Origin of the sequence: Mycobacterium kiyosense (assembly GCA_021654635.1) — a bacterium.
GTDB lineage: Bacteria > Actinomycetota > Actinomycetes > Mycobacteriales > Mycobacteriaceae > Mycobacterium > Mycobacterium kiyosense.
Map to the genome: position 1 here is coordinate 1,595,696 of AP025179.1, position 25,480 is coordinate 1,621,175.

At 66.9% G+C, this 25,480-nt stretch carries 24 protein-coding genes and 3 pseudogenes; 14 read left to right on the forward strand and 13 right to left on the reverse strand.

From position 1 onward, the window contains the following. Positions 1–382 precede the first annotated feature (382 nt). The 4 genes from L6444_RS07545 to L6444_RS07560 all read right to left on the reverse strand — a co-directional run bounded on the left by L6444_RS07545 (position 383) and on the right by L6444_RS07560 (position 3,878). Positions 383–1,702: a hypothetical protein gene (locus tag L6444_RS07545; RefSeq protein WP_236981551.1), complete on the reverse strand. Its 1,320-nt coding sequence runs from the start codon at positions 1,700–1,702 to the stop codon at positions 383–385. A gap of 30 nt (positions 1,703–1,732) precedes the next feature. Then, entirely contained in the window at positions 1,733–2,257 is a 525-nt protein-coding gene (locus L6444_RS07550) for a hypothetical protein (protein ID WP_236981552.1), read from the reverse strand. 996 nt (positions 2,258–3,253) lie between these two features. Then, complete coding sequence (locus L6444_RS07555) at positions 3,254–3,688, reverse strand: type II toxin-antitoxin system VapC family toxin (protein WP_236981553.1); 435 nt, start codon at positions 3,686–3,688, stop codon at positions 3,254–3,256. Further along, a complete protein-coding gene (locus tag L6444_RS07560) occupies positions 3,624–3,878 on the reverse strand; it encodes a type II toxin-antitoxin system Phd/YefM family antitoxin (protein ID WP_236981554.1) in 255 nt (84 codons plus the stop codon). Before L6444_RS07560 ends, L6444_RS07555 begins: the two co-directional genes overlap by 65 nt. Positions 3,879–4,039: 161 nt before the next feature. On the opposite strand from L6444_RS07560, the gene L6444_RS07565 reads away from it, so the two are divergent. Together L6444_RS07565 and L6444_RS07570 are read left to right on the forward strand one after the other, a co-directional pair. Beyond that, a complete protein-coding gene (locus L6444_RS07565) occupies positions 4,040–6,091 on the forward strand; it encodes a M13 family metallopeptidase (protein WP_236981555.1) in 2,052 nt (683 codons plus the stop codon). A gap of 150 nt (positions 6,092–6,241) precedes the next feature. Beyond that, entirely contained in the window at positions 6,242–6,760 is a 519-nt protein-coding gene (locus L6444_RS07570) for a CHAP domain-containing protein (protein ID WP_236981556.1), read from the forward strand. Positions 6,761–6,783: 23 nt separating this feature from the next. On the opposite strand, the gene L6444_RS07575 is transcribed toward L6444_RS07570, so the two are convergent. Together L6444_RS07575 and L6444_RS07580 are read right to left on the reverse strand one after the other, a co-directional pair. Beyond that, a complete protein-coding gene (locus L6444_RS07575; protein ID WP_236981557.1) occupies positions 6,784–7,230 on the reverse strand; it encodes a PE family protein in 447 nt (148 codons plus the stop codon). Between the two features lie 67 nt (positions 7,231–7,297). Beyond that, positions 7,298–8,185, reverse strand: a complete 888-nt coding sequence (locus L6444_RS07580; RefSeq protein WP_236981558.1) for a universal stress protein — start codon at positions 8,183–8,185, stop codon at positions 7,298–7,300. Between the two features lie 244 nt (positions 8,186–8,429). Here L6444_RS07580 and L6444_RS07585 point away from each other — a divergent pair, with 244 nt between their 5' ends. From L6444_RS07585 to L6444_RS07605, 6 genes and pseudogenes are all read left to right on the forward strand, one after another. Then, positions 8,430–8,729: a DUF732 domain-containing protein gene (locus L6444_RS07585; RefSeq protein ID WP_236981559.1), complete on the forward strand. Its 300-nt coding sequence runs from the start codon at positions 8,430–8,432 to the stop codon at positions 8,727–8,729. Positions 8,730–8,746: 17 nt separating this feature from the next. Beyond that, positions 8,747–8,989: a hypothetical protein gene (locus L6444_RS07590; protein WP_236981560.1), complete on the forward strand. Its 243-nt coding sequence runs from the start codon at positions 8,747–8,749 to the stop codon at positions 8,987–8,989. Between the two features lie 220 nt (positions 8,990–9,209). After that, a complete protein-coding gene (gene lipY, locus L6444_RS07595; RefSeq protein WP_459561284.1) occupies positions 9,210–10,595 on the forward strand; it encodes a triacylglycerol lipase LipY in 1,386 nt (461 codons plus the stop codon). A gap of 31 nt (positions 10,596–10,626) precedes the next feature. Then, positions 10,627–11,325 (forward strand): annotated as a pseudogene (locus L6444_RS30995) (N-acetylglucosamine kinase); the annotation flags it as partial. Positions 11,326–11,433: 108 nt separating this feature from the next. Then, complete coding sequence (gene murQ / locus L6444_RS31000; protein ID WP_459561285.1) at positions 11,434–12,336, forward strand: N-acetylmuramic acid 6-phosphate etherase; 903 nt, start codon at positions 11,434–11,436, stop codon at positions 12,334–12,336. Continuing rightward, positions 12,329–13,843, forward strand: coding sequence for a serine hydrolase domain-containing protein (locus L6444_RS07605; protein WP_236981562.1), 1,515 nt, complete (start codon positions 12,329–12,331; stop codon positions 13,841–13,843). Before murQ ends, L6444_RS07605 begins: the two co-directional genes overlap by 8 nt. Positions 13,844–13,854: 11 nt before the next feature. On the opposite strand, the gene L6444_RS07610 is transcribed toward L6444_RS07605, so the two are convergent. The 6 genes and pseudogenes from L6444_RS07610 to L6444_RS07640 all read right to left on the reverse strand — a co-directional run bounded on the left by L6444_RS07610 (position 13,855) and on the right by L6444_RS07640 (position 20,242). Next, positions 13,855–14,520: a M15 family metallopeptidase gene (locus L6444_RS07610; RefSeq protein WP_459561273.1), complete on the reverse strand. Its 666-nt coding sequence runs from the start codon at positions 14,518–14,520 to the stop codon at positions 13,855–13,857. 53 nt (positions 14,521–14,573) lie between these two features. After that, positions 14,574–15,803 carry an amidohydrolase family protein gene (locus L6444_RS07615; protein WP_236981563.1) on the reverse strand — a complete coding sequence of 410 codons (1,230 nt, stop codon included), beginning with the start codon at positions 15,801–15,803 and terminating at the stop codon, positions 14,574–14,576. A gap of 165 nt (positions 15,804–15,968) precedes the next feature. Continuing rightward, positions 15,969–17,714, reverse strand: a pseudogene (locus L6444_RS31005) (serine/threonine-protein kinase). Positions 17,715–17,740: 26 nt separating this feature from the next. Next, positions 17,741–18,604, reverse strand: coding sequence for a phytanoyl-CoA dioxygenase family protein (locus L6444_RS07630; RefSeq protein WP_236981564.1), 864 nt, complete (start codon positions 18,602–18,604; stop codon positions 17,741–17,743). A gap of 52 nt (positions 18,605–18,656) precedes the next feature. Continuing rightward, positions 18,657–19,445 carry a carboxymuconolactone decarboxylase family protein gene (locus tag L6444_RS07635; RefSeq protein ID WP_236981565.1) on the reverse strand — a complete coding sequence of 263 codons (789 nt, stop codon included), beginning with the start codon at positions 19,443–19,445 and terminating at the stop codon, positions 18,657–18,659. Positions 19,446–19,468: 23 nt separating this feature from the next. Continuing rightward, positions 19,469–20,242, reverse strand: coding sequence for an SDR family oxidoreductase (locus L6444_RS07640; RefSeq protein ID WP_236981566.1), 774 nt, complete (start codon positions 20,240–20,242; stop codon positions 19,469–19,471). A gap of 168 nt (positions 20,243–20,410) precedes the next feature. On the opposite strand from L6444_RS07640, the pseudogene L6444_RS30470 reads away from it, so the two are divergent. From L6444_RS30470 to L6444_RS07665, 6 genes and pseudogenes are all read left to right on the forward strand, one after another. Beyond that, positions 20,411–20,629, forward strand: a pseudogene (locus L6444_RS30470) (aldehyde dehydrogenase family protein); the annotation flags it as partial. An 88-nt stretch (positions 20,630–20,717) separates the two neighbouring features. Beyond that, positions 20,718–21,866: an aldehyde dehydrogenase gene (locus L6444_RS07645; RefSeq protein WP_459551912.1), complete on the forward strand. Its 1,149-nt coding sequence runs from the start codon at positions 20,718–20,720 to the stop codon at positions 21,864–21,866. Continuing rightward, complete coding sequence (locus L6444_RS07650; RefSeq protein ID WP_236981567.1) at positions 21,863–22,666, forward strand: SDR family NAD(P)-dependent oxidoreductase; 804 nt, start codon at positions 21,863–21,865, stop codon at positions 22,664–22,666. Before L6444_RS07645 ends, L6444_RS07650 begins: the two co-directional genes overlap by 4 nt. Continuing rightward, positions 22,663–23,481 carry an NAD(P)-dependent oxidoreductase gene (locus L6444_RS07655; protein ID WP_236981568.1) on the forward strand — a complete coding sequence of 273 codons (819 nt, stop codon included), beginning with the start codon at positions 22,663–22,665 and terminating at the stop codon, positions 23,479–23,481. Before L6444_RS07650 ends, L6444_RS07655 begins: the two co-directional genes overlap by 4 nt. Then, positions 23,478–24,128, forward strand: coding sequence for a TetR/AcrR family transcriptional regulator (locus L6444_RS07660; RefSeq protein WP_236981569.1), 651 nt, complete (start codon positions 23,478–23,480; stop codon positions 24,126–24,128). Before L6444_RS07655 ends, L6444_RS07660 begins: the two co-directional genes overlap by 4 nt. Positions 24,129–24,171: 43 nt before the next feature. Beyond that, positions 24,172–24,876: a zf-HC2 domain-containing protein gene (locus L6444_RS07665; RefSeq protein WP_236981570.1), complete on the forward strand. Its 705-nt coding sequence runs from the start codon at positions 24,172–24,174 to the stop codon at positions 24,874–24,876. A 22-nt stretch (positions 24,877–24,898) separates the two neighbouring features. Here the strand turns inward: L6444_RS07665 and sigC are convergent, their stop codons facing one another. Then, positions 24,899–25,459: an RNA polymerase sigma factor SigC gene (sigC, locus tag L6444_RS07670; RefSeq protein WP_236981571.1), complete on the reverse strand. Its 561-nt coding sequence runs from the start codon at positions 25,457–25,459 to the stop codon at positions 24,899–24,901. Positions 25,460–25,480 lie beyond the last annotated feature (21 nt).

Consider the following 25,480-nt stretch of genomic DNA (forward strand, 5'->3'; position numbering starts at 1 on the left):
GTGGTGCGCCGCGCCGGTCGCCGCCGCGTGACAGGCGGGGCCGGTTCGCCTCGACCGGGGCCGCGCCTGCTGGCGGGTCAGCCGAGGCGCACCCGAAGCGCAACCGCCGCCGCGCTGCTGCCGGGACGGTCGTGGCCGTCGGGGCCGTGGCCGCGAGCCAGGCGCGTCGGGGCAGCCGGGTCCGTACCGCGCCCGCACGTCGCCGGGTTCGGCGCGCTCATGAGCGCCGGGTGCTGCGCGATCACGGCGGGATGGCGCTGCATCGAGGCACGCCGTTCGACTACGGGCGTGCGCGCAAGGTAGCCCGTGCCGAGTACAAGTCGCTGGCGAAGCACTACCGGAAACAGGCGCGAATCGACCGGAAACGGGCTCGAAAGCGGCGTTAGGGCTGATCTGCGTCCTCTTCCCCGGGGTCAATATCATCCGGAATTTTCGATGCCAGGTAAGCAAGGAATAACTCAGCCCCGACACCGAGGTCTCGCAACCTGCGATATGCCTCCTGCGGGGTCATTTCGTATTCGACTTTCAGGCGATTAGTCAACCTCCGTTCGCGTGACCGCACGAGGGTGATCAAACTACCGAATGCTGCGTCGTCCTTTGACTGCCGAAAGGTCATGACGATTTGTGCACCCAAAGACAGAATGAAAATCGGTCCGTAGACAGCTGCAATTGTGGCAATCGCAAGTGCAATATCGCCGGCGGCGGTGATCTGCGAAACAGTGTTACCGTAGAGCGAAGTCGTGGAGTAGAACAGGAACCGGATAATCGATGGCGACCCTGTCACGGCATACTGCTCTGGCGCAGCAACGAAAACACAACGGTTTATTAGCGTGAATAGCGCTATGGACTGAAAGAGAAGCCACAGGTACGAAAGAACGTTGAGAAATATAAGAGCGTGACTTCTCCGGTACTGCTGCAGAAGTGAGGCGTAGAAGGACATCACTTTGACAGTAAGAAGCCCCATCGAAACGCTGTTCGAAAACTTCTGCAGTTGCTCGTAATTGAAACGCTCGACCTCATCACTTCGGAGTTCCGGGTCGATCTGCAAACTTTCAAACCGGGTTCTGCCGGTCATGGTGCGCACAATTTTCTGCTGGTAACCCACAAATTTGGATGCGCGGATTCCCGCTGCAATCGTCTGTGCGTAGTGGTAGATCAACGCGATTGACAGCAGAACCGCGCAACCTGCGGCGATCGGTCCCGTCGTAGTCACAATCGCGACAACCACCACGGTGAATTCGACAGCGCGGATGAAGAACCTACGGCGGAAATGTGACGACAACGATGTAACGACGGTTGTCAAAGCTAAGATGACGTTCCAGCTTTTCAGCCAAATCAGAAACCGAGGCAGTTTCCAGAGTAGGACGATAAGGGGGAAAGCTGCGGCGTACGCCACCACAAATAGAGCCTTCTTGTGCGCCAGAAGAATTATTGCAACAACAAGCAGGATTACTAGGAACCGAAATTGAACCAGATAGCTCCACGGGCTGCCCAACTTATTGGCCAGATAGACATCGAAATCAAAGACAAAAAGCTTCAGAAAGCCTAGAACCCAGATGGCCAACCCGGCGAAGTCGCCTAGGCGGGCCATGCGCCGCCATTTTCCGTCGGACAATCCTGTTTTCCAAGGAGGCGCGAAGGGGTTACCCTCCGTCGCCTGCGCTACAGACGCGTCTACTTTGTCCCAAACTGATGATGGCATTACTCGGCCGCCTCCGACGGTTGGCTCGCTTTATCGCTTACGCCTGAAACATGACCATATTTTCCAGGGCCGATAGCTTCTCCATACGAGCGCAGAAACCGACTCGAACATGTCAGCGGGTAAATTTTGCTCTCGTAGATACTGTTGGGTCAGATTGTTGACGCGACGACGATACGTTCGCCATCGAAGTGCCACTATTATAATCACGACCATTATGGCGATCGAGTAGCGCCAGAATGCGCCGGAGTTAGGTGCCGTGAGTGCTGTCAACGCAATGACTCCAGCGAATATTGCGAAGTCGGACAACTCATCAAACGCGATGTAGCGCACGAAACTTTCGGTCGGGAGCAGCAACGCGCGGTTGTCGGCGTACGTTACGAGAACTTCTTTCGCACGCGAACCTTCTGGTAGCTTCTCCGCGATGTCGAGATCCTGAAGAATCTGCGCGCGTTGATCGCGCCGATCTTTCGTGTATCCAATGAAGGCGGCAATAAGAGTCGCCGCTGCGGCGATGATTGCCACCGATACGGGCACGATCCAAGCGCTCGACTGCACTGTATGACGCTATCGACCCGGGCCGACAGCCTGGTTGACCGCCACGCCGCGTTGTCGGGCCTTCAGTCCGCCTATTTAGCTCGGTCCGTGGTCGGACGGCTGGGCTTGCGTCGCACCCGCCAGCAACGTCCGCAGCTTGCTTCGCGATGGTTGTGGGGACGAAATCAACACCGCCGTGGCTAGGCTGTCCACCGTGTGCTGCGAGGTTGATTTGAAGGCAGCGTCGACACCGCGCCATGGGCGCATCCGTGGGCACACTTTGGGCACAGTTACACATAAATCGGGTGCATTCCGGTGAACCCCGGTGAACCTCAAATGCCTGGTCAGCGCGTTTCCAACCCTCTGGCCAGCAGGTCAAAACGGGTTCGATTCCCGGCAGCTCCACCACTCTGACCTGCACATGCTAACAACAGACCAATCAGGCTCCAGCAACAAGATCCTCAGACCGTGGTCGTCGTTCACCCGCCGGTAGCGCAATGAGCAATTTCGCTGTTGCGAAACGGGCTCGGTGGTGGTTCGTCGCTGCCGCGACACTGCTTGCCGGTTCATTGGTGGCGCTATATGTGGGTGCACGGCGAGTTGACGCCTGGGTGCATCAGCTGGAGAGCAATCACTGCGCCACGCCCTGGCCGCCTACACCAAACCTCACCGCGCCGGGGTGGGCGACCGTCGGGCTTGTTGTCCCCAACATGTTCTGCCTAGTTGCTGCGTTAGTGCTAGTCCTTATCGGAGCACACCGGTGGTGGCTGAAAGTTCTTGCGACACTTGGCGTGTTGGGTGTTCTATTGGTGACGCTGTTTATCCTGCTCATCGGGTACAGCGACGCGACCTCCGGTGTGGACCGGTACACGGTGAGTGGCAGCGATGGAGGACCGTTGTGTCCGGCTTCGTCACCGGGCAGAAGTTAGTGGCTTTGGCGGACTCGCTGAAGCGCGAGATGGAATCGACGATCACCAGGTTGGCCGGAACACCGCACGCCGCGGAAGATCGCGCACCTTATCTTGTGGCGTCCAGGATGAACTCCCGGCGAAGACCGAGCAGCACGCTGTCGGCAGTGAGCAGGCGCAATCCGGTCCGCTCGGCTTGGGCGACGAGGAGCCGATCGAACGGGTCGTGCCGGGCCAACTCCGGATAGTCGCGGATTGCTTCGGCGTGCTCGGCTGTGATGTTTAGCAACACCAGACCTTGACCTGTCAGGGCTGCGGACAACTCCGCCGGGACAGAGATCTTGCCGAGCATCGCCTTGATGGTCAATTCCCACACAGTGGCCGCGGATACATGCACACCTTGCGCCGAAGCGATCGCCCTCCGTGCCTCCGGTCCAAGCCGCGGGTTGTCATCGAGCAGCCACAGCAGCGCCTGGCTGTCAAGAAGCAGCATCGCGGCGGTGATCAGGGCCGTAGAACATCTCCTGAATATCAGGGTCCACATCGAAGCAGGAGTCGTCGTAGGCGAGCTGGCCGCGCAAGCCGCCGAACGCCACATCGACCGCTTGATGCGGTACCAGATCCGCCACCGGCTTGCCGGCCTTCGAGATGACGACGCGCTCGCCGGCGGCCACCCGCTCGAGTAGGCGAGAGAGATGTGTCTTCGCCTCGTGGATATTCACGTTCACCGTCACCGATCGATCGTAGGCAAATAGACTAAGTCTGGTCTAGTCGGCGCAGGATGCCGATCGAGGTGACTTCGGCGCCATCGGAGACTCTCCCGCGTATCCCGCCGCTCGCGCACGTCGGTCACGCACAGCTAAGCTTCGTTGGCCTGACGAGGGAGGGGTCTGCGGTGCGCGTGTTCGTACGTACGGCGGCAGTGCCATTGGCTGCCGCTCTGGTGTTCGTCGGCTGCAGCCACAAGACCGAACAGCCGCCCAAACCCAAGGTCGGCAGCTGGGGCGTGGACATGACCCAGATGGACACCTCGGTGCGGCCCGGCAACGACTTCTTCGCCTATGCCGTCGGCTCCTGGGTGAAGAACGCGAAGATCCCCGCCGACAAAGTGTGCGCGGGCGTCAATCTCGACATCCAGAACCAGCTCAACGCCGACCTGCGGGCCATCGTCGAGGGCGCCGCCGACAAACACGCACCCGCCGGCGACATCGCCCAACAGATCGGCGATCTGTTCGCGTCCTACATGGACGAGGCGACGCTGAACAAGAACGGCGTCGAGCCGGTGCGGCCGCTGCTGGCGTCGATCGACGCCGTCAACGACCGGGTCGCGCTCAACGGGGTGCTGGTGTCGTTCAACGGCAAGACCCGGGTGGACGACCCGTTCCCGGTGTCGGTGGACATCGACCCGAACAACCCGACCCGCTACCTGCCCAATATCTGGCAGGGCGGCCTGTCGCTCGGCGACCGCGGCTACTACGTGAATACCGACCCGGAGTCGGTCGAGCTGCGCAACAAATTCGTCGCTCACGTCGCGCGGCTGCTCGGCCTGGCCGGCTACACCGATTCCCAACAGCAGGCCGAACGGCTGCTGGCGCTGGAAACCAAGCTGGCCCAAGTGCAGCTGCCCCGCGAGGATGCGCGCAACGTCGACAAGACGAACAACATCATGCCGCGCGCCGACGTCGAGCAGCTCGGCCAGGGCGCGCCCCTGCACGACATGTTCGAGGCCCTGAAACTGCCGGCGAACATCGATTTCCGGGTCGGCATGCCCGACGTATTGCGGCAGACCGCACAGCTTTTCGCCACCGAGCCGCTGGACTCGTGGCAGGCCTACATGCGCTACCAGGTTCTCGACGCCTACGGCGGCGACCTGTCGACACCGTTCGCCGACGAGCTGTTCGACTTCTACGGACGAACGATGGGCGGCGCGGAGGAACGCGCCCCACGCGTCGAGCGTGGAGTCACCCGGGTGAGCAACGGACTCGGTGACCCGGTCGGCGAACTCTACGTCGGCGCGCACTTCAGTCAGCAGACTCGCGACAAGGCGCGGGCGCTGGTGGAGAATCTGCGCAAGGCATACAGCCAGCGCATCGACGCCGCGTCGTGGATGGCGCCGGAAACCAAGAAGGAAGCCCAGGCCAAGCTCGCCGCCCTGGTCGCCAAGATCGGCTATCCCGACCACTGGAAGTTTTACGCGTCGGTCAAGATCAGCGCGGCCGACCTGATCGGCAACGACAACGCCCTCGCGGTGTGGTCGTGGAACGACGACGTCAGTAAGCTGCCCAAGCCCATCGACCGCACCGAATGGGACATGACGCCGCAGACCAACAACGCCTACTACTCGCCGCGGCTCAACGACATCGTGTTCCCCGCGGCGATCCTGCAGCCGCCCAACTTCGATCCCGCCGCTGATCCCGCGGCGAACTACGGGGCCATCGGCGCCACCATCGGGCACGAGATGAGCCACGCGTTCGACGACCAGGGTCGCAAGAGCGACGGCACCGGCATGCAGCGCGACTGGTGGACCCCCGCCGACGCCGAACGCTACGTGCGGGAGTCGAACAAGCTCGTCGCGCAGTTCAACGGGTACGAGCCGCTGCCGGGCAACCACATCAACGGGGCGGTCACGCTCGGGGAGAACACCGCCGACCTGGCCGGGCTGCGCATCGCCTACGACGCCTACAAGCTGTCACTCGGCGGCAAGGAGGCCCCGAAGATCGACGGCCTCACCGGTGACCAGCGGTTCTTCCTGGCCTTCGCGGCGAGCTGGCGGGAGATCTGCCGTCCGGAGAGCGAACGAAACCAACTGCTGTCGGACGTGCACAGCCCCGCGAAGTTCCGGGTCAACGGAATCGTCCGCAACATGGACGAGTGGTACGCGGCGTTCAACGTCCAGCCCGGCGACGCTCTGTACCTCAAGCCCGAGGACCGCGTCCGGGTCTGGTGACCCACTTAGCGCGCCCTGGAACGACTTAGCGCACCCTGGAACGACTTAGCGCACCCTGGAACGACTTAGCGCAACCTGAAACGAATTCACGGCGCCAGGCGATAACCCGAACGTACGGTTTCATGCCGCCGCGGTCAGGGAGCGCCGAAGTTGACGAAAACCAAGAGATTCAAGGCGGCCTGCAGAACGACCGTCGCGGTGAGCAGCGCGATCTCACTGGCCGCCGTCATCGCGATCGCCCCCTCCGAAGCGGACACCGCCACCGACCGGACCAAAGGCGCCACCACCGACCACAACCCCTTCAGCGGCGCCTACGAGGGCTATTGCACCTGGGGCGCCCAGGAGCAGATTCGGCTGCACACCGGCTATTACATCGCCGCGCTTACCGGTAATGCCGAAGACTGGGCCGCGCAGGCTCAGCGGGCGGGCTGGACTGTGGTGGACGAGCCGGCGCCCCGGTCGATCGCCGTCTACAGCCGCGCGATCGTGGGCGGCGTCGGACACGTTGCCTGGGTCGAGGCGTTCGACGGCGCGGGCGTCACGATCACCGAAATGAATTCCGGGGTAGGCGCCACGGCGGCCAACGGCTACCGGGGCTCCGGGTTCCACGTATTCGACACCCGCACGGTCCGCGACATCCCGGGGGTGCGCTACATCCTGATCCCGTGAGCGCCGATCCCGTGAGCGGCCGGTCAGCCGAAGGCGGCGCTCAAGAACTGCACGGCCCAGTAGGTGGCCAGGGCAGTGGACAGGGTGCCCAACAGCGCGATGACGATGAACGGCGACAGGACCAGGGCACCCAACTGCACCAGCGTGACCCAGCCGTTGTCCTCGGCGGGCAGCGCGGCCGCCGACAGCGCTGCCACGTTGGCGGCCTCGGCGTTCGCGTAGGTGTTGGCGCCCGCGGTCAGCGTTTGGACGAACTGGTCGTGGAAAGCGGTTGCCTGTCCGACCAGCTTTTGGAAGTCCTCGCCATGTGAGGCGAATACGGTGGCGATCGCCGCCGAGACTTCGTCGGCGGCGGCGGTGGCGATGTTGGTTGTCGGCGCGGCCGCCGAGATCTGGGCGAATTTCACGTCGGACCCGATGGCGGCGAGATCGCGTGCCGTGGTGATCAGGTTCTCTGGGATGACCTGCATCTTCGCGATGCTATCCACCTGGGTGCCACCGTGGCAGCGTATTTGCTGAATCTGTAGGACCGGATCGCTAGGCCGGACGGGCGACGATCACCGGAACCCTGGCCCTGTCGACGACTGCCGCCCCGACCGAGCCCAACAGCATGCCCGCGAACCCGCCCCGACCGTGGCTGCCGACCACGACTAGTTGCGCCCGTTTGGCTGCCTCGATCAGCGGACTCGCCGGGTCGCCGATCTCGATCCTGCGGCGGACGTCCACCTCGGGATACCGTTCCTGCCAGCCCGCCAGCCGCTCGGCGAGCGTCTCCTCCTCTTCGGATAGCTTGGCGTCCCAGTTGACGTTGGAGAACACCTCTTTGAAGTCGGACACGCGCAGATCCGTCCACGCGTGCAGGGCTACCAAACCGACACCTCGTCGCGATGCTTCGTCGAATGCAATCGCGGTTGCCGTTTCGGACGCCGAGGAGCCGTCGATGCCCACCAGCACCGGCGCCCGGGCGGGATCGGCGACCATCGGTTCCCCGTCGTGTACCACCGCGACCGGACAATGCGCGTGATAGACCAGCCCAGAACTCACCGAGCCGAGGAAGTTGCGGACCAGCACGCCGCCGTGTCCTCGGTAGCCCACCACGACCATCTCCGCGCCCTTGGAGAGCTCGACCAGCGTCGGCACGGTGGCCGCACAGACCACCTTGGTGTCGATCCGCAGCTCACCAGAGCGCTGTTCGGCGACTGCGATCGCCGTGTCGATGAAATCGTGCGCCCGCTTGTCCTGCCAGCGCCGCAGACCGGCGGGCGCGGGAAGCTGCGCCCAGGTCAGCGGGGCGTTGACGACATGGACCAAGGTCAGGGGGCTGTTGCGCAGCGCGGCGTCGTTTGCCGCCCAGCGGACGGCGGCCAGCGCGTCTGGCGAACCGTCGACGCCTACCACAACCGCACGACGTGACGGCTGCACCATGTCAGCTCATTTCTGATCGGCGCATCGCCGGCGCCGCGGGTGCATAGTCGGCTCCGGATCCAGGGACTTTGGACACTAGTTGCTGCAGCATCCCGTCGGTAATCTTGCCGTCTGTTGCACAGTTGGGTCTAGCGCCGGGGGTTCAGCCGTGATGGCCACCTTAGGATTCCGGGCCGGTCGAGCGCTTTCGCTGCTGGCTGCCACATTTTTGGTTGCGGTGTCAATCTCGGTCCACGCGGTGCTCATGGCACCTGAAGCTGCGGCGAATTGCAGCCTGAGTGCCGACGAGGCCGCTTTCGTGGCTTTGTTGTCGGAGCGGGGCATCTCTCCGGCTCCCGGGGCGACCGGCTGCGACCTGGCGATGGGTGGACACGTCGTCGCCTACGACATCCGTCACGGCGTGTCACCGGCCGCGGAGGCGCGCAAGGTCTACCTGAACACCAACCTCAGCACGGAGCAGTCCATGTGGTTCGTCGCAACCGCGGTCGTGGTCTTCGCTCCCGAGATGGTTCCCAGCCAGACGTCGACCGTTCCCATCACGTGATCGAGGAGAAGTTTCCGATGAAAAAGTTCGTGGTCAGCGGCGTTGTCGCGGTCGGGATTGCGGTGGGATTGGCGGCAGCCGCGTCAGCCGATCCCGCGCCGAACCCTGAGCCGAACCCGTTCGGCGGCGCCGGCTGCGCCGATCCTGCCGCCTGTGTGCGTCCATACGCCGGCGCACCGGCAGTCGGCGACGACGAGATGAATGCGCAGATGCAGGACGCCCTGGCTGCGCTGCAAGCTCTGCCCCGTCCCGGCAACTGAACCTAGCGCCGAGATATCCACTCCGGATGTAGCGACCGGGGACGAGTCGCGGCGTTCCCGGCTGCGGAAAGCGAACGGGATTCTGCCAATCTGCTGACGGCGCCGCGACGCTGACGATAGATTTTCGTTCGGGTATGCACGACGCGTTTCGTTGAGGCGCTGCAGCTGTCGCTTCTCGAGCGCAACAAAGGGTGGGAGCGGCGCGGTGTCATATGTTTTCGTGGTAACCGAGACGATGTCCGCGGCGGCAGCGGACGCGACCTCGATAGCTTCGGTGGTTGCGACCGCCAACCGGGATGTAGCGGGTGCCACGACCACGGTGCTGGCCGCTGCCGAGGACGAGGTTTCCGCGGCGATCGCGGCGCTGTTCTCCGCCCACGGCCAGGGATATCAGGCCCTCAGCGCGCAAGCCGCCGCCTTCCATCAGCAGTTCGTGCAGGCGCTGACCAACGCCAGTGGGGCATACGCCGCCGCGGAGGCGGCCGGCGCCGCACCCCTGGCGGCGATCGAGGACGTCTTCGCGGTTCTCCAGCAGGACGTTGCCGCTGCCCCTGCGGCGCTGTTCAACGGATTCGCCCGGGTGGGCAACGAGATCTTCACAACCATCTTCGGTGCGCCCGCCGCACCGCCCGTCCCGGCCGGGCAACCCGGGGGTTTCACCGGCACACCGTCGCTGATCACCCGGTTCGAAGAGGCTCTGCTGTACCCGGTGAAGCCGTTGTTGAATTTGTCCGGGCTCGAAACCTATATCGCGACGCCGGGCAACCCGGTATTGCAGCTGCTGGCCAGCGACATCCCGCCGCTTTCGTGGTTCATCGGCAACTCCCCGCCGCCATTGTTGAATCTGCTGCTCGGCGAGACGGTCTCGTATTCCACGTCCAACGGGATGAGCATCGTGCAGATCTCGCCGGCGCACCCGACCGGGGATTACGTGGTCGCCATCCACGGCGGCGCATTCATATTCCCGCCCTCTTTCCTGCACTGGATTCACTACTCGGTGATGGCGTATTCAACCGGGGCGACCATCGAGGTGCCGATCTATCCGTTGCTGCAGCAGGGCGGCACCGCCGGCCTGGTGGTTCCCATGATGGCCAACTTCATCGCGTCGCAAACCCAGTTGCACGGCACCCCGCACGTCAGCGTGATCGGCGACTCCGCGGGCGGCAACCTCGCCCTGGCGGCCGTCGAATACATGGCGCACAACATGACCAATACCGCCCTGCCGTCGTCCATGGTTTTGCTGTCGCCGTGGCTGGACCTGGGTATGACGAATCCGAATATCGGCTTCGTTCAGGATCCGCTGCTGCCGGTGGGACTTGCCCAGCAGTTCGGTAAACAGTGGGCGGGCGGCCTATCCATCACCAACCCCCAGGTGAGCCCGCTGTACGGCAACCTGACCGGCCTGCCGCCGACCACGGTCTACACCGGCAACCTGGACATCTTGTCGCCCGACGCAATCTTGCTGAAGCAGCTTGCAGCCGACCAGCACGTGACCAATATGAGCTTCGTGCTGGCCAACGGCCAAATCCACGACTGGCTGATTCTCACCCTGGACGGCCCGCAGTACTGGTCGCAGATCAACCAGGAACTCGGTATCGCGGCCTGATCCCGGGCCCCGCGCGGCAGACAATGGTCAGGTGATTCTTTCCATCGACCTGGGCAAGACTGCCTGCCGGGCCGCCTGCGCCGGCCGCCGGGTCGACGGTCCGGGCGCGCCGGGACTCGCATTTCCCGGCGGGGTACCGGCGGCCGAAGCTGCCATCCTCAACGTCGCGCGGCAGTTCGGGCCGATCGACGAGCTCATCGTCGGCGCGGCCGGGGCGCTGACGGCGCCCGACGCAACCCGGGCACTCGGCGAGTCGCTGCTGACTTCGTTACGCCCGCAGCGGGTTTCGGTGACCAGCGATGCCGTCATCGCCCACGCCGGAGCTCTGGACGGAAAGCCGGGCACCGTGCTCATCGTCGGTACCGGAGTGGTGGCGCTGGCGGTCGACGCCGACGGCGAACTGCGCACCACCGACGGCTGGGGTCCCTGGCTGGGGGACGAGGGCGGCGGCGCATGGATCGGCTCGGCGGGGCTGCGTGCCGCACTGCGCGCCCTCGACGGTCGTGGCCCCCGCACCGTGCTGACCGATGCCGCCGTCGCCCGGTTCGGGCCGCCCCCCACCTGGCCGGCGCAACTCACCGGTGCTGCGACGCTCGCGTCGTTCGCGCCCGACGTGCTCGCCGCGGATCAGGACCCGGTCGCAGCGGGGATCGTCGAGAAAGCCGCCGCGAAGCTCGCCGCGACCGCCCGCGCGGCCGGCGACGGGCCGGTGGCGATGGTCGGCGGCCTGGCCGGAGTACCGGCGCTGCGCAGCGGGCTCGACCTGATCCCGGCTACCGGCAACGCGCTGGACGGAACGCTGCGGCTGAGCTCGATCCACGAACCGCACGTGATCCGGTTGCACGCGCAACACGCCGGGAACCGGCTCGACACGCTGGCGACCGAGGCCGCCCGCCCCGACCTGGACGACCTCGACGCCCGGCCGGTCGCCGACGTCGTCGCACTGCTGGTCGCCGCGGAAGGGCAGGCGCACGCCGCGATTGCGGCCGCACTTCCGCAGATCACGGCGGCAGCCGAGCGAATCGCCGAACGGCTCGAAGCTGGCGGCCGGCTGATCTACGCCGGCGCCGGCACGCCCGGGCGCCTCGGCGTGCTCGACGCGGCCGAATGCGGGCCGACCTTCGACACCGACCTGGTGCGTGGCGTGATCGCCGGCGGCCCGGCGGCGCTGACCCAGGCGATCGACGGCGCCGAAGACTTCTTCGATCCGGCTGATCTCGCCGGCCTGGCCGCGGCCGACGCCGTGGTCGGAATCACCGCGTCGGGCCGCACACCGTATGTGCTCGGCGCGCTCGACCACGCCCGCAAGACGGGCGCGCTGACCGTCGCGATCGTCAACAACGCGCACAGCGAGGCCGTCGCCGACATCACCATCGAGTTGTTGACCGGACCGGAGGTGCTGGCCGGGTCCACCCGGCTCACTGCGGGGACGGCCCAGAAGGTGGTGCTCAACACGCTCTCGACGGCCGTGATGATCGTGCTCGGCAAGGCATACGGCCCATGGATGGTCGACGTGCGCGCCACCAACGCGAAGCTGCGCCGCCGCATGGTGCGCATCGTCCGGGATGCCGCCGGGGTCGACGAGGAAGCGGCTGCTGCCGCGCTGGCCGCCGCCGACGGGCACGCCAAGACCGCGATCGTCGCGCTGCTGACCGGCACCGACCCGGCCGAGGCCGCCGCGCGGCTGGACCGGGCGCGGGGGCGGGTGCGCGACGCGGTGGCGGGTGAGCCCGATGCGTAAGGCCATCGCGACCGTCCTGATTGCCCTCGTCGCGGCGTGCTCGCACGACAAGCCGGCACATCCGGCAGCAGCCACCCCCGCGCCGCCGCGGGCACCGACCTTGAGCAGCGCACCGGCGGCCAAGCCGCCCGAGCCGGCCCAGGCGCCCACCCCGCCCGCGTTCCAGCCGGTCTCCAAGCTGATCGACGACGCGATCAAGGCGGAGAAGCTGCCGGGAGCGGTGTTGCTGGTCGGGCACGGCGGGGAGATCGCCTTCCATCACGCTTACGGCGTACGCAGACTGGCCAGCGAGCCCGGGCTGGACGGTTCGCCGGCACCCGCGGACCCGATGACCGAGGACACCATCTTCGACCTGGCGTCGTTGACGAAGATTCTCGCCACCGCGACGGCGGTCATGCAGTTCTACGAACAGGGCGCCGTCGCGTTCGACGACCCGGTGCAGCAGTATCTGCCCGACTTCAACCCGGCGAACGATCCGCGGCGGGCGAAGGTGACGATTCGCATGCTGCTCACGCACACCTCGGGCGAGACGGGCGACGTCGAACTCAAAGATCCGTGGGGACTGGAGCACCCCGACAAAGCCGAAGGCTTGCACCGCGCGCTGACCACCCCGCTGGAGTCCGAGCCCGGTACCGGTTTCCGCTACTCCGACATCAACTTCATCCTGCTCGGGGCGCTGGTGGAGAAGCTGGGCGGCGAGCCCGAAGACGTCTACGTCCATCAGCACGTGTTCGCGCCGCTCGGGATGGACGAGACCCGCTATCTGCCGGTGGCCAAAGCCTGCGGCCCGCACACGGTTCGCGGCGCGGCCATCGGCTGGGCCCCCGCGCCGGCTACCGGCTCGACGGTCGACTGTCCCGCGGATTCCTGGAGCACTGAGCTGCTGCCGCGCATCGCACCGACCGCGCGGGACGAAGAGAGCCGAGCCGATCCGGGCAAGAATCCCGACCTCGACCACCTGTTGTGGGGCACCGTGCACGACATGACGGCGCGGCGGATGGGTGGGGTGGCCGGGCATGCCGGGGTGTTCTCGACGGCACACGACGTCGGCGTCTTCGCGCAAGCCTTACTCGACCGGCTGGCCGGCCGGCCGAGCACGTTTCCGTTGACGCAAGCGTCCCTGGAGTTGATGACCAGCCCGCAGCAGCCCGGACACTCTCCCACGCAACTCGACGCGGCCAACGCCGCCACCCGGGAGGCGGTCGCTAAGCGGCCGAATGCCAGGGATCCGCTACTGGCGCCGCGCTATCCGGCGATTCCAGGGCAGAACCTGCGGGGCTTCGGCTGGGACATCGACACGCCCCTGTCCGGGACTCGCGGCCTGATATTCCCGATCGGCAGCTTCGGACACACCGGCTTCACCGGCACCTCGATCTGGATCGACCCGGCTTCGAACACGTACATCGTGCTGTTCGCCAACTCGATCCACACCCGAGGCAGTCCACCGATGTCGGATCTGCGCGGTGAGGTGGCGACCGCGACGGCCCGGGCGCTGGGACTGCGCTAACGGGCGTCGAATCAGGTCCGTTCGAAGTGCTGGTAGTCGGGCGTCCGCCAGTACCCGCCCCACTGCCAGCCGCGATCGGTGAACGCGCGCTCGGCCGGGTCGCCGCCGTGGATGAGACCCGGGTCGGTGCGGCTGCGGTCCAGGTAGACCGCCGCGTTGCGCGGTTCGAAGTACCCGCTGCTGTACAGGCACGGGTTGATCAGGGGGTTGATGTCGACGGCCCGCCCGTAGGCGTGGGGCGACCAGTCGCCGCTGTCGGGGATGCGCCGGCAGTTGAACGCCGAGGTGTTGTTGTCCTCCATCGACAGCTCGTCGTCGGCGTCGGAATAGTTGTCGACGGTGCGGATCTTCTCGACCGGATATCCCAGCCGCAGCAGCTGCCCGAAAATCGCGACCACGTCGGCCACCAGGTCCTCATGCACGATCAGTCCGCCGCGGTGGGTCTGGCCGTCGAAACCCAGGTAGTCGACGTCGACCCGGCGCAGTTGTTCGGGTTGCACCGGACATTCCGGGCGCCAGGTGGTGCCGAGGTCCGCGGCGGTGATCGGCTGCCCGGTCGCCGCTGCGGGAGCGGGCGTTGCGTTGGCTGACGGGCTCGGCGGCACGCTCGTTGAGGTGACGGTGGTCGCCGGCGAGGACGGATGCGGCGGCGCTGCGGCGCACTGCACCAGCAGCACAGCCGCAACCGTCAGCCACGCCGGCAGGGCAACGCGCCGCTGCCCGATGCAGGTCAAGTCAGGACGAGCTCGGGCACGTCCGGCTTGTGGACGATCTCGTTGGGCACCTTGAACAGGTCGATCATGTTGCCGCCCATCACTTTCCGGACGCCTTCTTCGTCCAGGCCGTGCTTTTCCAGGTCGTCGACCAGGCTGATCGGGTCGGACAGCCCCTCCGGGTGCGGCCAGTCCGAGCCGAACATGACGCGGTCGATGCCGCACAGGTCGGCGATCTGCTTGAAGTCGTCCTCCCAGAAGGGGGCGACGTACACGCAGCGCTTGAACGCCTGGATCGGGTCCTCGAGGAAGTCGTGCGGAATCTTGGCGTAGACGCCCTCGAATTGGTGCAACAGATAGGGCACCCAGGAAGCGCCGTTCTCGACCGACAACACGCGCAGGTCGGGGTTGCGGGTCAGGGCTCCGTGGCAGACCAGGGCGGCCATGGTGTCCTCGATGGGCCGCTTACCCATCGCGACCATCCGGAACGCGGTCGGCTTGAACGGTTTGAACTCGTCGCCGGGCTCCCAGTCGTTGAGGTATTCGGAGTAGCCGCTGTCCGAAGCGTGCATCGACACCGGGATCCCGGCCTTGACGCAGGCATCCCAGAACGGGTCGAATTCCGGCAGTCCGAGCGAGCGGGTGCCGCGGAAGCCGGGCACCGGCGCGGGCCGCACCAGGATGGTCTTGGCGCCGCGCTGCAGGCACCAGTCGAGTTCCTCGAGGGCGCGGTCGACGATGGCCAGGTTGATCACCGGAGTGGAGAAGATGCGGTCCTCGTAGTTGAACTGCCAGGTCTCATACATCCACTGGTTGAGCCCGTGGATGATGTCCAGAATCAGTTCGGGATCGTCCTTGAGGCGTTCCTCGACCAGCGAGGCCAGCGTAGGGAACATCAGCGTGTAGTCCAGGCCGAGGCTGTCGAGGACCTCGAGACGGGCCGCGGGATCGCGGAACGCCGGAATGGCCTTCATCGGCTTGCCCATCACCTCGCGGAAGCTCTTGCCGCCGCTGCCGTGCCGGAAGTACTCCTCCTGGGCGCCGGGCCGGGCGACCACCTCGAACGTCGGGTTGGGGATGTAGTCGCTGACCACGTTGCGAACCATGATCTTGGTGCGGCCCCGGACGTCGATGTAGTCGATCACACCTTTGCGGTGGTCCGGCAGGAACTGGGTCAGCGCTTCCTTGGGCTCGTAGAAGTGGTTGTCGGCGTCGAACACCGGGTAGGGAAGGTGGCGTGACGGCATGGCTGTCTCCTGGCGGTCTTGATGGCGCGGAGCGGTAATGGCTGGACGCCGCTCCGGTAATGAGGTTACCACTCCGGGTGGCGATGCAATGCGGGTGTAGGGCAATTTCCGAACGCTATTGACGTAGCGAGAATTGTGTTACCGGCGGATGACCGGTCGGGGGGTTCAGCCGGCGGCCTGCAACGTGATCTCGGAGATCTGCGTACGGCTCTGGCCGTTGGTGGTGCCCAGGGTGGAGATCCATACCAACACGTTGGAAGAAGTCTTGACGCGGCCGTGCACTTCGATCCGGTTGTGGCCCGGCTGCAACGTCGTCGTCGGGGTCAGCTCGGTGGTGTCGGACAGCTTGGCGGGGGACTCCGACGGCGAGGAACGGATCTGCACCTGGGTGCCGGTGCTGGGGACGTCAATGGTCACCACACTCAGCGCCGTCGGTTCGGACAGGTGCAGCAGCAGGCCCATTCCCGAGATGAATTTCGGGAACGGAACGCTGTCCTGATAGGTGACCGTCGACCAGGCCGTGTCGGGGTTTCCGTCGATCGCCAGCTTGGCGTCCTGCGGGTTGTCGGGGGCGCCGTCGGGGGAGAACACCGTGGCGCTGACCGGCTTGACCATCGGTCCCGGACGCGCAGCGGTGCCGAAGAAGTCGGTGAAATAAAGCACCGCGACAGCGGTCAGCGCAAGCACTGCGACGACGGCGCCGACGACCGCGATCCGGGTCCCCCAGCGCGTCGGTGGCTTGCGCGGGGCGTCGTCGGCCGGCGGGAGCCGCGGTTTCGAGCGGTCGGCGGCGGAGAGGTTGACGACTTTATCTGCGTCGAGGGTGTCGCCGTCCCAGACGCCGCTGACCTCGATCTGGTCACCGTCCTCGAGGCGGCCGCCCAGATCGGTCGGCATCTCGACCGGCAGGGGAGCGCGGCGGGATCCCGGGAGATCGTGCTGGACGATCTGGAACGTCAGGACCCCGATCTGATCGTGGCCACCGACGGCGCTCTGCTGCACGTGGCGGGCGGTGCCCTGCACAACGACACGCTCGAGGGGTTGGGTGTGCGGACGGTCGGCGCGGGCGCCACTGCGCAGCGCCGCGGCGAACTCGACGCAACTGGGGTAACGGTCGTCGGGGTCTTTGGCCAGCGCCCGCGCCAGCACCGCGTCCAGATGCGCGAGTTCGGGCCGGCGGTCCGATATCCGCGGCGGCGGCGTGCTGAGGTGGTGGCTGACGACGACGGCGCGATTGGTGTCCTGGAACGGCGGCGCCCCGGTGAGCAGATGAAACGTCGTCGCCGCCAGCGCGTACTGGTCCGCGCGGCCGTCCAGCTGCTCAGCTGCTTGCCCAGCAGCTGTTCGGGCGCCACGTAGCTGATGGTTCCCATGGCGACGTTGGCGTCGGTGAGGTTGCTGACGTCGTCGATCCGGCGTGCGATGCCGAAGTCGGTCAGCAGCACCCGGCGGCGGTTGCCGTTACCCGCGGTGACCAGGATGTTCTCCGGTTTGACGTCGCGGTGCAGCAGTAGCCGCTCGTGCCCGAAGTCGAGTGCCTCGGCCACCGCCGACACGATTTCGACGACGTCGTTCTCCGGCATGCCGTCGCGGTAGTGCTCCCGGATGAGCCGGCCGGCGTCGGTGCCGTCGACGTATTCCATCGAGATCCACAACCGGCCGTTGAACTCGCCGCGGTCCAGGACGCTGACGATGTGTGGTGGGTTCCACAGCGTGGCCGCCAGTTCGGCTTCCCGGTTGAACCTGGCCCGGAACTCCACATCGTCGGTGGCGGCCAGCGACAAGACCTTGAGGGCGTCGTGTCGGGGGAGGCGGGGATGGTGGGCCGAGGTACACCTCGCCCATGCCGCCGGCGCCGAGTAGGCGCTCGATGGTGTAGCCGGCGAAGACCTCGCCGTTGGTCAACGGCATGCCCGAAAGCCTACAAACCGGCGCGGCTACGCGTCGGGGCCGGTTTCCAACAGCCGTAACGGGTGCAGGCCGTCGACGGCGCCGACGAACGGCGGGTGGATGCTGTAGCCGATCATGCGGCGGATGTCCGCGGAGACCGTTCGGGCGATGTCGCGTGAGATCGACAGGGTGTAGGCCTCCATCGGTCGCAGCCACGGCTGGCAGTACTGCGCGGTGATGGCAAGACGCTCACGGTCGGTGGCGTTGGCGCCGCCGCCATGCCAGAGGGTGCCCACGAAGAAGACGCAGGACCCCGCGGGCATCACCACCGGGACCGCGCGGTCACCGGCGCCCGGACGGCGCTTGCCCCAGCGGTGGCTGCCCGGATACAGCACGGTGGCGCCGTTGTCCGCGGTGAAGTCGTCGATCGCCCAGATCGTCGCCGCCGCCAGCGGCCCGCGCGGCCGCGGAATCGGGTAGAACCCGTCGTCGTGGTGGGCCAGCTGCGCGGCCTCGCCGGGCAGGATGTTGATCGCCTGCAACGCCGACAGCAGGTAGTTGGGCATCAACAACCGGTCGAGGCAGGCCAGCACCCGCGGATGGTCGGCGAGCCGGTCGCAGACCCGGGTCCGGCTCAGCACGCTGTAAATGCGCTGGGTGCGCCGGCCTTCGAAGGAATTGCGTCCGGTATGTCCCAACCACGGGCCGACCACCGCGCGGATCTGCCCGCACTGATCGGCGCTGAGCAGGTTCTCCCAGATCACATAACCCTCGCGGTCCAGGGCGGTCAGGTCGGCATCGACGATCGCGGTGTCGACAGAGCTTCCGCCCGTTGGCGTCCGCCGGTGGCGCTGCGCCAGATCGCCGCGCAGATCCTCCAGTGTGGTGACGGGTTCGTCGTCGATCGTCATCGTCAGTCCTACGTCGCAATCAACTGCTCTCCTGCGACCACACTAGGCCCGACTACGGCTTGGCGGTGCCCGCCACGGCGACCAGCAGATCATCCAGTCGCCGCGCCAGGTTCCAGCCTTGATAGACGGCGAAGTGAATCACCAGCTCCGCCAAATCCTTTCGAGTCATATCGCCGAGTTCCAGTGCCGCGCGTAGATGCTCGCGGACCTCTTCGTCGATCGCGCTGGACGCCGCGCTGCAGATGCTGATGATGCGCCGGTCGCGCCGAGTCAGGTACTTGTCCCGGCTCCAGACCTCGCCGTAGAGGTAGTCCAGGCGGGCGCACCCCTGGAAGGCGGTCGAGGCGTCGGGTGGCAACGCGCCATGGACCTGCTGGTAGGCCGCGATCCCGCGGGCCCGGCGCACATCGTCGTCCACCGGTTCGGCCCAGAGCTCGAAGTCGTTGGGGCCCAACGCTTGTCCGGATTCTTCCTGGATCTTATAGGCCGCCATCATCCCGTACATCTGCAGCACCGACGCTTTGGGCCAGCCGGCCTGGGTGGCGAAGTGCAGCACGAACTCGTCGTACTCCGGGTAGCTGACGTCGCCGCTTTTCAGGGCGGCGTAGACGTGCGTCTCGATCGGGACGACGGCGCCGGCCAGCCCGACGCAGGTCAGGGTGATCCAGCGGCGGTCCCGGGGCGTCAGGACGCCTCGGCGCCACATCTCACCGAAGACGAATCCGATCACCCCCGACTCGATGTAGGCGCCGCTGGGCTCGGGGCTCGGGGTGGTCATGATGTGCTCGTACTCGGCTCGCGCGACCGCCTGCCGCTCTTCGCGAGTTGTCCACTCCGCCAACGTTTTTCCTTTCCTAGAAGCCCTCAGAGCCGCATGATCCAGCCGCCGTCGACCGAGATGGTCTGCCCGTTGATCCATTCGCCGGCCGGGGAGCACAGCAACAGCATGGTGCCGACCAGGTCGGCCGGCGGCCCGGAGGTCTTGCCGGGGATCTGCGCGGCGAGAATGTCGCGGAACGGCGAATCCCTGGGCAGGCTGACGTATCCGCTTTCGCTGGCCACCAGACCCGGCGCGATCCCGTTGACGTTGATGCCGCGCGACCCGAGTTCGGTGGCCAGGTTGCAGGTCAAGCCGTGCAGCGCATACTTCGACACACCGTAGATCCCGCCCGGCATGAACGCCCCGGCCGACAAACCGTTGACGACCCGCCCGCCGCCGCGCCGGGTCATCGACTCGATCACGGCCTGTGTGCATACCAGCGGTCCGCGCAGGTTCACGTTCAGCACCCGGTCCCAGTCCGGCATCGGCATGTCGGACAGGCCGAACGGAGGCAGGTCGGTCATGACCGCCGCGTTGTTGATCAGGATGTCGATGCCGCCGAAGGCCGCTACCGCGGCGTCCGCCATCGCCGCCGCCGACTCCGGCGACGTGACGTCCAAGCGCACGGCGATTGCCGAAAATCCCTGTTGCACAAGCCCGTCGGCGCATTCCCGGGCGGCGTCGAGGTTGATGTCGGCGACCACCACCGATGCCCCGGTCGCGCACAGCGCCTCGGCGTAGGTCCGGCCGATGTCGCCGGCGCCGCCGGTGACCACGGCGACCTTGCCGGTGAGGTCGAACAGTTGCGTCACATCCATTCGAGCATTAAGCACCCCTTGACCAATGAAGTCAAGTGCCTTAATGATAAGTAATCTGTCTTAAAAACCGTCCGTTGATTCTGCGCCGAGGGCGTGCTCCATTCGCACCTTTGCGCCGTAGCCGCAGAGTCAACGGCCTTGAGCCCCCTGGGATCGGAGGACCGAACGATGACCGTTGACCTGACCGTTCCCGAAGTGCATCTGCACATCGGCGGCGAGGCACGAACGCAGGGCTCGGGCGGCGTGCACCAGCACGTGTTTCCGGCCACTGGTCAGATCCAGGGACCGGTGCCGTTGGCCGGTCCCGACGACGTCGACGCCGCCGTGCGCGCCGCGCACACCGCGTACCCGACGTGGCGCGGCTGGCGGCCTGCGCAGCGGGCCCGGGTGCTGCGCCGGCTCGGTGAGCTGATGGAGCGCGACGCCGCGGAAATCGCCCGGCTCTCGGTGCTCGACAACGGGGATGTCGGTGACCATGAGCCGGCCCCTGGTCGACATCATGGCCAACTGGACGTCCTACTACGCCGGCTGGGCCGACAAGATCGAGGGCCGGGTCACCTCGTTCCCCGCCAACCAGCGCGAATTGGCCTACTCGATGCCCGAACCGTATGGCGTCGTCGGCATCATCCTGACCTGGAACGGCCCGGTCGTCTCGATCGGCATGAAACTCATCCCGGCGCTGGCCGCCGGCAATACCGTGGTGATGAAACCGTCCGAGCTGACGCCGTATGCCACCGAGCACCTGATGGGCCTGATCAAGGAGGCCGAAATCCCGGACGGCGTGGTCAATCTCGTGCTCGGTGGCCCCGACACCGGCGACGCACTGGTGCGCCACCCGCTGGTGCAGAAAGTCAGCTTCACCGGCGGGCCCGCCACCGCCCGCAAGATCCTGGCCGCCTGCGCCGAATCGCTCAAGCCGGCCGTCCTCGAACTCGGCGGCAAGTCCGCCAACGTGCTGTTCCCCGATGCCGACCTGGACACCGCGGTCGCCGTCAACGCCTTCAGTGTGCTGGGCACCCTGGCCGGGCAGGGCTGTGCGATTCCGTCGCGGATGATCGTGCACGACGACATCTACGACGACGTCGTGGGGCGGGTGCTGGGGATCGTCGCGGCCATGCGCTGCGGTGACCCGTTCGACCCGGCGGTGGTGATCAGCCCCGTGGTGACCCGCGCCGCCCAGCAACGGATTCTGGCCATGATCGAGCGGGCCGAGTCCGACGGCGCGAAGCTGCTGACCGGGGGCCGGGCTCCCAGCCAGCTACCGGATGGCTTCTTCGTCGAACCGACCGTGCTCGGGGACGTCGACCCCGATTCCGAACTCGGTCAGGTCGAGGTGTTCGGGCCGGTGCTCTCGCTGATGCGGTTCGACACCGAGGAACAGGCAATCGCGATGGCGAACTGCACCGACTACGGCCTGGCCTCCTACCTGTACACCAAGGACGTGGACCGTATCCAGCGGATGGTGACGGCGTTGCGGGCCGGCGGGGTGTACGTGAACGGCGCCAGCCCGGTGGTCGGCTGCGAGCTCGCATTCGGCGGCATCGGCATCTCCGGGTTCGGCCGGGAAGGCGGGCAGGAAGGCCTGTTCGAATTCCTGCGCACCAAGGCGGTCGGCATCGCATGAGCAGGCCACTACAGCTCGACGGCGCGGTGGCCGTGCTGACCGGCGCAGGCAGCGGCATCGGCCGCGCAACCGCGCTGGAATTCGCTCGGCGCGGCGCATCGGTGGTGGTCAGCGACCTGTCGGCGGACCGCGTCGCCGAGGTCGTCGAGCAGCTCCGGGCGCTCGACCGGCCGGTCGCCGGGCTGCCGGCCGACGTCACCGTCGAAGCAGATCTGGTGCGCCTGCGCGACGCGACCCTCGGCCGCTTCGGCTGCATCGATGTGGTGATGAACAATGTCGGGGTGCTCGCCATCGGCGCCCCGGAAACCCTGCCCGACGAGGCGTGGAACCGCACTCTCGACGTCAACCTGCTCAGCATCGCCCGCAGCAACCGTGTGTTCCTGCCGGGACTGATCGCCCAGGGCAGCGGTCACGTGGTCAACACCGCCTCGGCCTCGGGGCTGCTCAGCTACGGCTTCGACCGGCTGCCCTACCTCGCCTCCAAACACGCGATCGTCGGGATCACCGAGGCGCTGGCGACCTACCTCGGACCCAAAGGCATTGGTGTGACCTGTCTTTGCCCCTCCGGGGTGATCACCAATATCCTCGAGGGCATCACCTGCTACGGGGACGCACCCGCGACGCCGCGGGCTCCGGCGCACCGGATCGTGAGTGCCGAAGACGTTGCAACGCTCACCGCCGACGCGGTCGAACAGGGCCGATTCCTGGTGCTGACCGCACCCGAGGTGCGCGACGAACTGCTGCAGCGGGCCACCGATATCGAGGCCTACGTACGCGCGGCCATCGAGGCGCAATCATGACCGGTCTTCGAATCGGCTTCGTGGGCTTGGGATCTCAGGGCGGCCCGATGGCGCGGCGGATTATCGAGGACGGGTTCCCGACCACGTTGTGGGCGCGCCGGCCGGAGTCGCTGAAGCCCTATGACGGCAGCGGAGCCCACTACGCCGCGGACCGCCGCGCGCTGGGCACCGCCTCGGATGTGTTGTGCCTCTGCGTAGTCGGCGACGTCGACGTCGATGAGGTGTTGCGCGGCGACGACGGGGCGTTGGCGACGATGGCGCCGGGCAGCATCGTGGTGATCCACAGCACCGTGCATCCCGAAACCTGTCGTCGATTGCAAAAAGATTATCCTGCAATACATTTCGTCGACGCTCCGGTCTCCGGCGGCGGGCATGCGGCGGCCGCCAGATCGCTGCTGGTGATGGTGGGTGGCGACGACGAGCCGATCGCGCGGTGCCGCCCGGTGCTGGACACGTTCGCCGACCCGGTGGTCCGGTTGGGACCGTTGGGTGCGGGCCAAGCCGCCAAGCTACTGAACAACTCGCTGTTCACCGCGCAGCTCGGCCTGGCCGCCAGCACCTTCGCGGTCGCCCGCGACCTCGGCGTCGACCTGGACGCGCTGACCGAGATCCTGTCCACCGGCAGCGCCCGCAGCTACGCCGCGGAGGTGATCGCCAATTCGGGCCACACCCTGGCCGTGATGGCGGAGCTGGCCGGAACACTGCTGGCCAAGGATGTCGGGATCCTCACCGACGTGGTCGGGGACCAACCGCCGCCCGAGTTGATCCGAGTAGCCGCCGCCACCATCGCCGCCATGCAGTTGGACGGCCGGTGACCACCCGGACGCCCCCGGCGACGGCGCTGCAGTTGCTGTTGGCCGCCGAGCGGTTGTTCGCCGAGCACGGCCTGGCCGGGGTGTCGCTACGGCAGATCTCGGTGGAAGCGGGCTCGTCGAACAACTCCGCGATCCGCTACCACTTCGGCTCCAAAGACGAGCTGCTGCGCGCGATCTTCGCCTACCGGCTGGGCGACCTGACCCAGCGCCGCGCCCTGCTCAAGGCCCGGGCGAACCCCGATGACCTGCGGGCCCAGCTCGAGGCCCACATCCTTCCGCTGCTGGAGCTGGCCGAGTCGCCCGACAGCTCGTACGTGTCGTTCATCGAGCAACTGCAGCGCGCGGGCGCGGTCGAGGTCTTCCTGCACCAGGCGAACGCGATGAAGTCTCAGGACGAGTTCGGTTCGGTGCTGCGCCGGCTGCTGGCGCACCTGCCGGAACCGGCCCGTACGCTGCGCATCCAGCAGGTCCAGGACCTCGGGGTGCACCTGGCCGCCGAACGAGAGCGCGCGGTCCGCCGCGGCGACGCCGTCGTGCCGTTCGCGTTGTTCGTCAGCGGGGTCGTCGACGGCCTCGCCGGCTTCCTCGGCGCGCCGGCCTCCGCAGAGACCGAACGGCTCGTCGCGCGCGACAATCCGGGGCCCTGACTCGGCGGGAACAAACCACCGGTCGTGCGCGACTATTAGAGACGTGTACTGCGAGGTGGCCCGCGAAGCGCTCTCGGCGCGGCTGGACGGCGAACGCGAGCCGGTCCCGGCGGCGCGGGTCGACGAGCACCTCGAAGGCTGCGCCGAGTGCCGCGCCTGGTTCGAGCAGGTGCAGACCCAGGCCGACGAGCTGAGCCGGATGCTGCAGTCGCGGCCGGTCATCGCGCCGCTCGCCCCGCTCGACCTCGGTCCGGTGCGGGCGCGGCGACGCGTCGGGCTCGGTTGGCGGCGCTGGGCGCTGCTGGGGGTCGGCGCGGCGCAGCTCGCGTTGTCCACTGTGCAGGGGCTCGGCCTCGAGCTGGGTCTGACCCACGAGCACGGCATGGGTCCGGGCCATCATCTGCTCAACGAGTCCACGGCATGGTCGCTGGCGCTGGGCGTGGTCATGGTGGTGGCCGCGCTGTGGCCGGCGGCCGCGGCCGGTCTCGCCGGCGTCCTGACCGTGTTCGTCGGGGTGCTGGCCGTCTACGTCGTGGCCGACGCCCTGTCCGGCGCGGTCACCCTCACCCGGATCGGCACCCACATCCCGGTGCTGCTGGGCGCGGTGCTGGCCACCCTGGTGTGGCGGCGCGACACCGCGCCGCCGCCCGACGGCGTCACCTCAGAGCCCGATATCGTGTTGCCGCCCAACGCATCTCGCGGCCGGCGTCGTGGCCACCTGTGGCCGACGGACGGCTCGGCGGCCTAGCTCGTCGAACCGGCCCGCCTGCTCAACCGACGTCGTCGGTCGCCTGAGCCGCCTGCAGCAGATCGCTGCGGGCCCGCGCCACCCGCGACCGGATGGTGCCGATTGGGCACCCACCGACCTCGGCCGCCTCCGCATAGGACAGGCCCAGCACCTGCGTCAGCACAAAGGCCTCCCGCCGTTCGGGGTCCAGCCCGTCCAGCAGCATCCGGATCTCCACGACGTTCTCGATCCGGCTGGCGTAGCGGCCCTGGCTCAGCACCTCATCGAGATCGCGGACCTGCGTGGTGCGGGGTCGGGCGCTGTTGTGCCGAATCTGGTCGACGACCACCCGCCGCGCGATCGACAGCAGCCAGGTCCGGGCGGTGGACCGGCCGCTGAACCGGGGCAGCGACCGGATCGCCCGCAGAAAGGTCTCCTGAGTCAGGTCGTCGGCGCTGCCCGGGTCGGCCAGGTAGGCCACAGTGCGCCAGACGTCGCGCTGGGTGGCCGCGATGAACTGCGACAGCGCGACCTGGTCGCCCCGTCCCGCAGCTTTCGCGAGCTGCGTGATCAGGTCCTCCTCGCCGACCGTGCCTGTCGCCACGGATACTGAGGGTAGGCCATG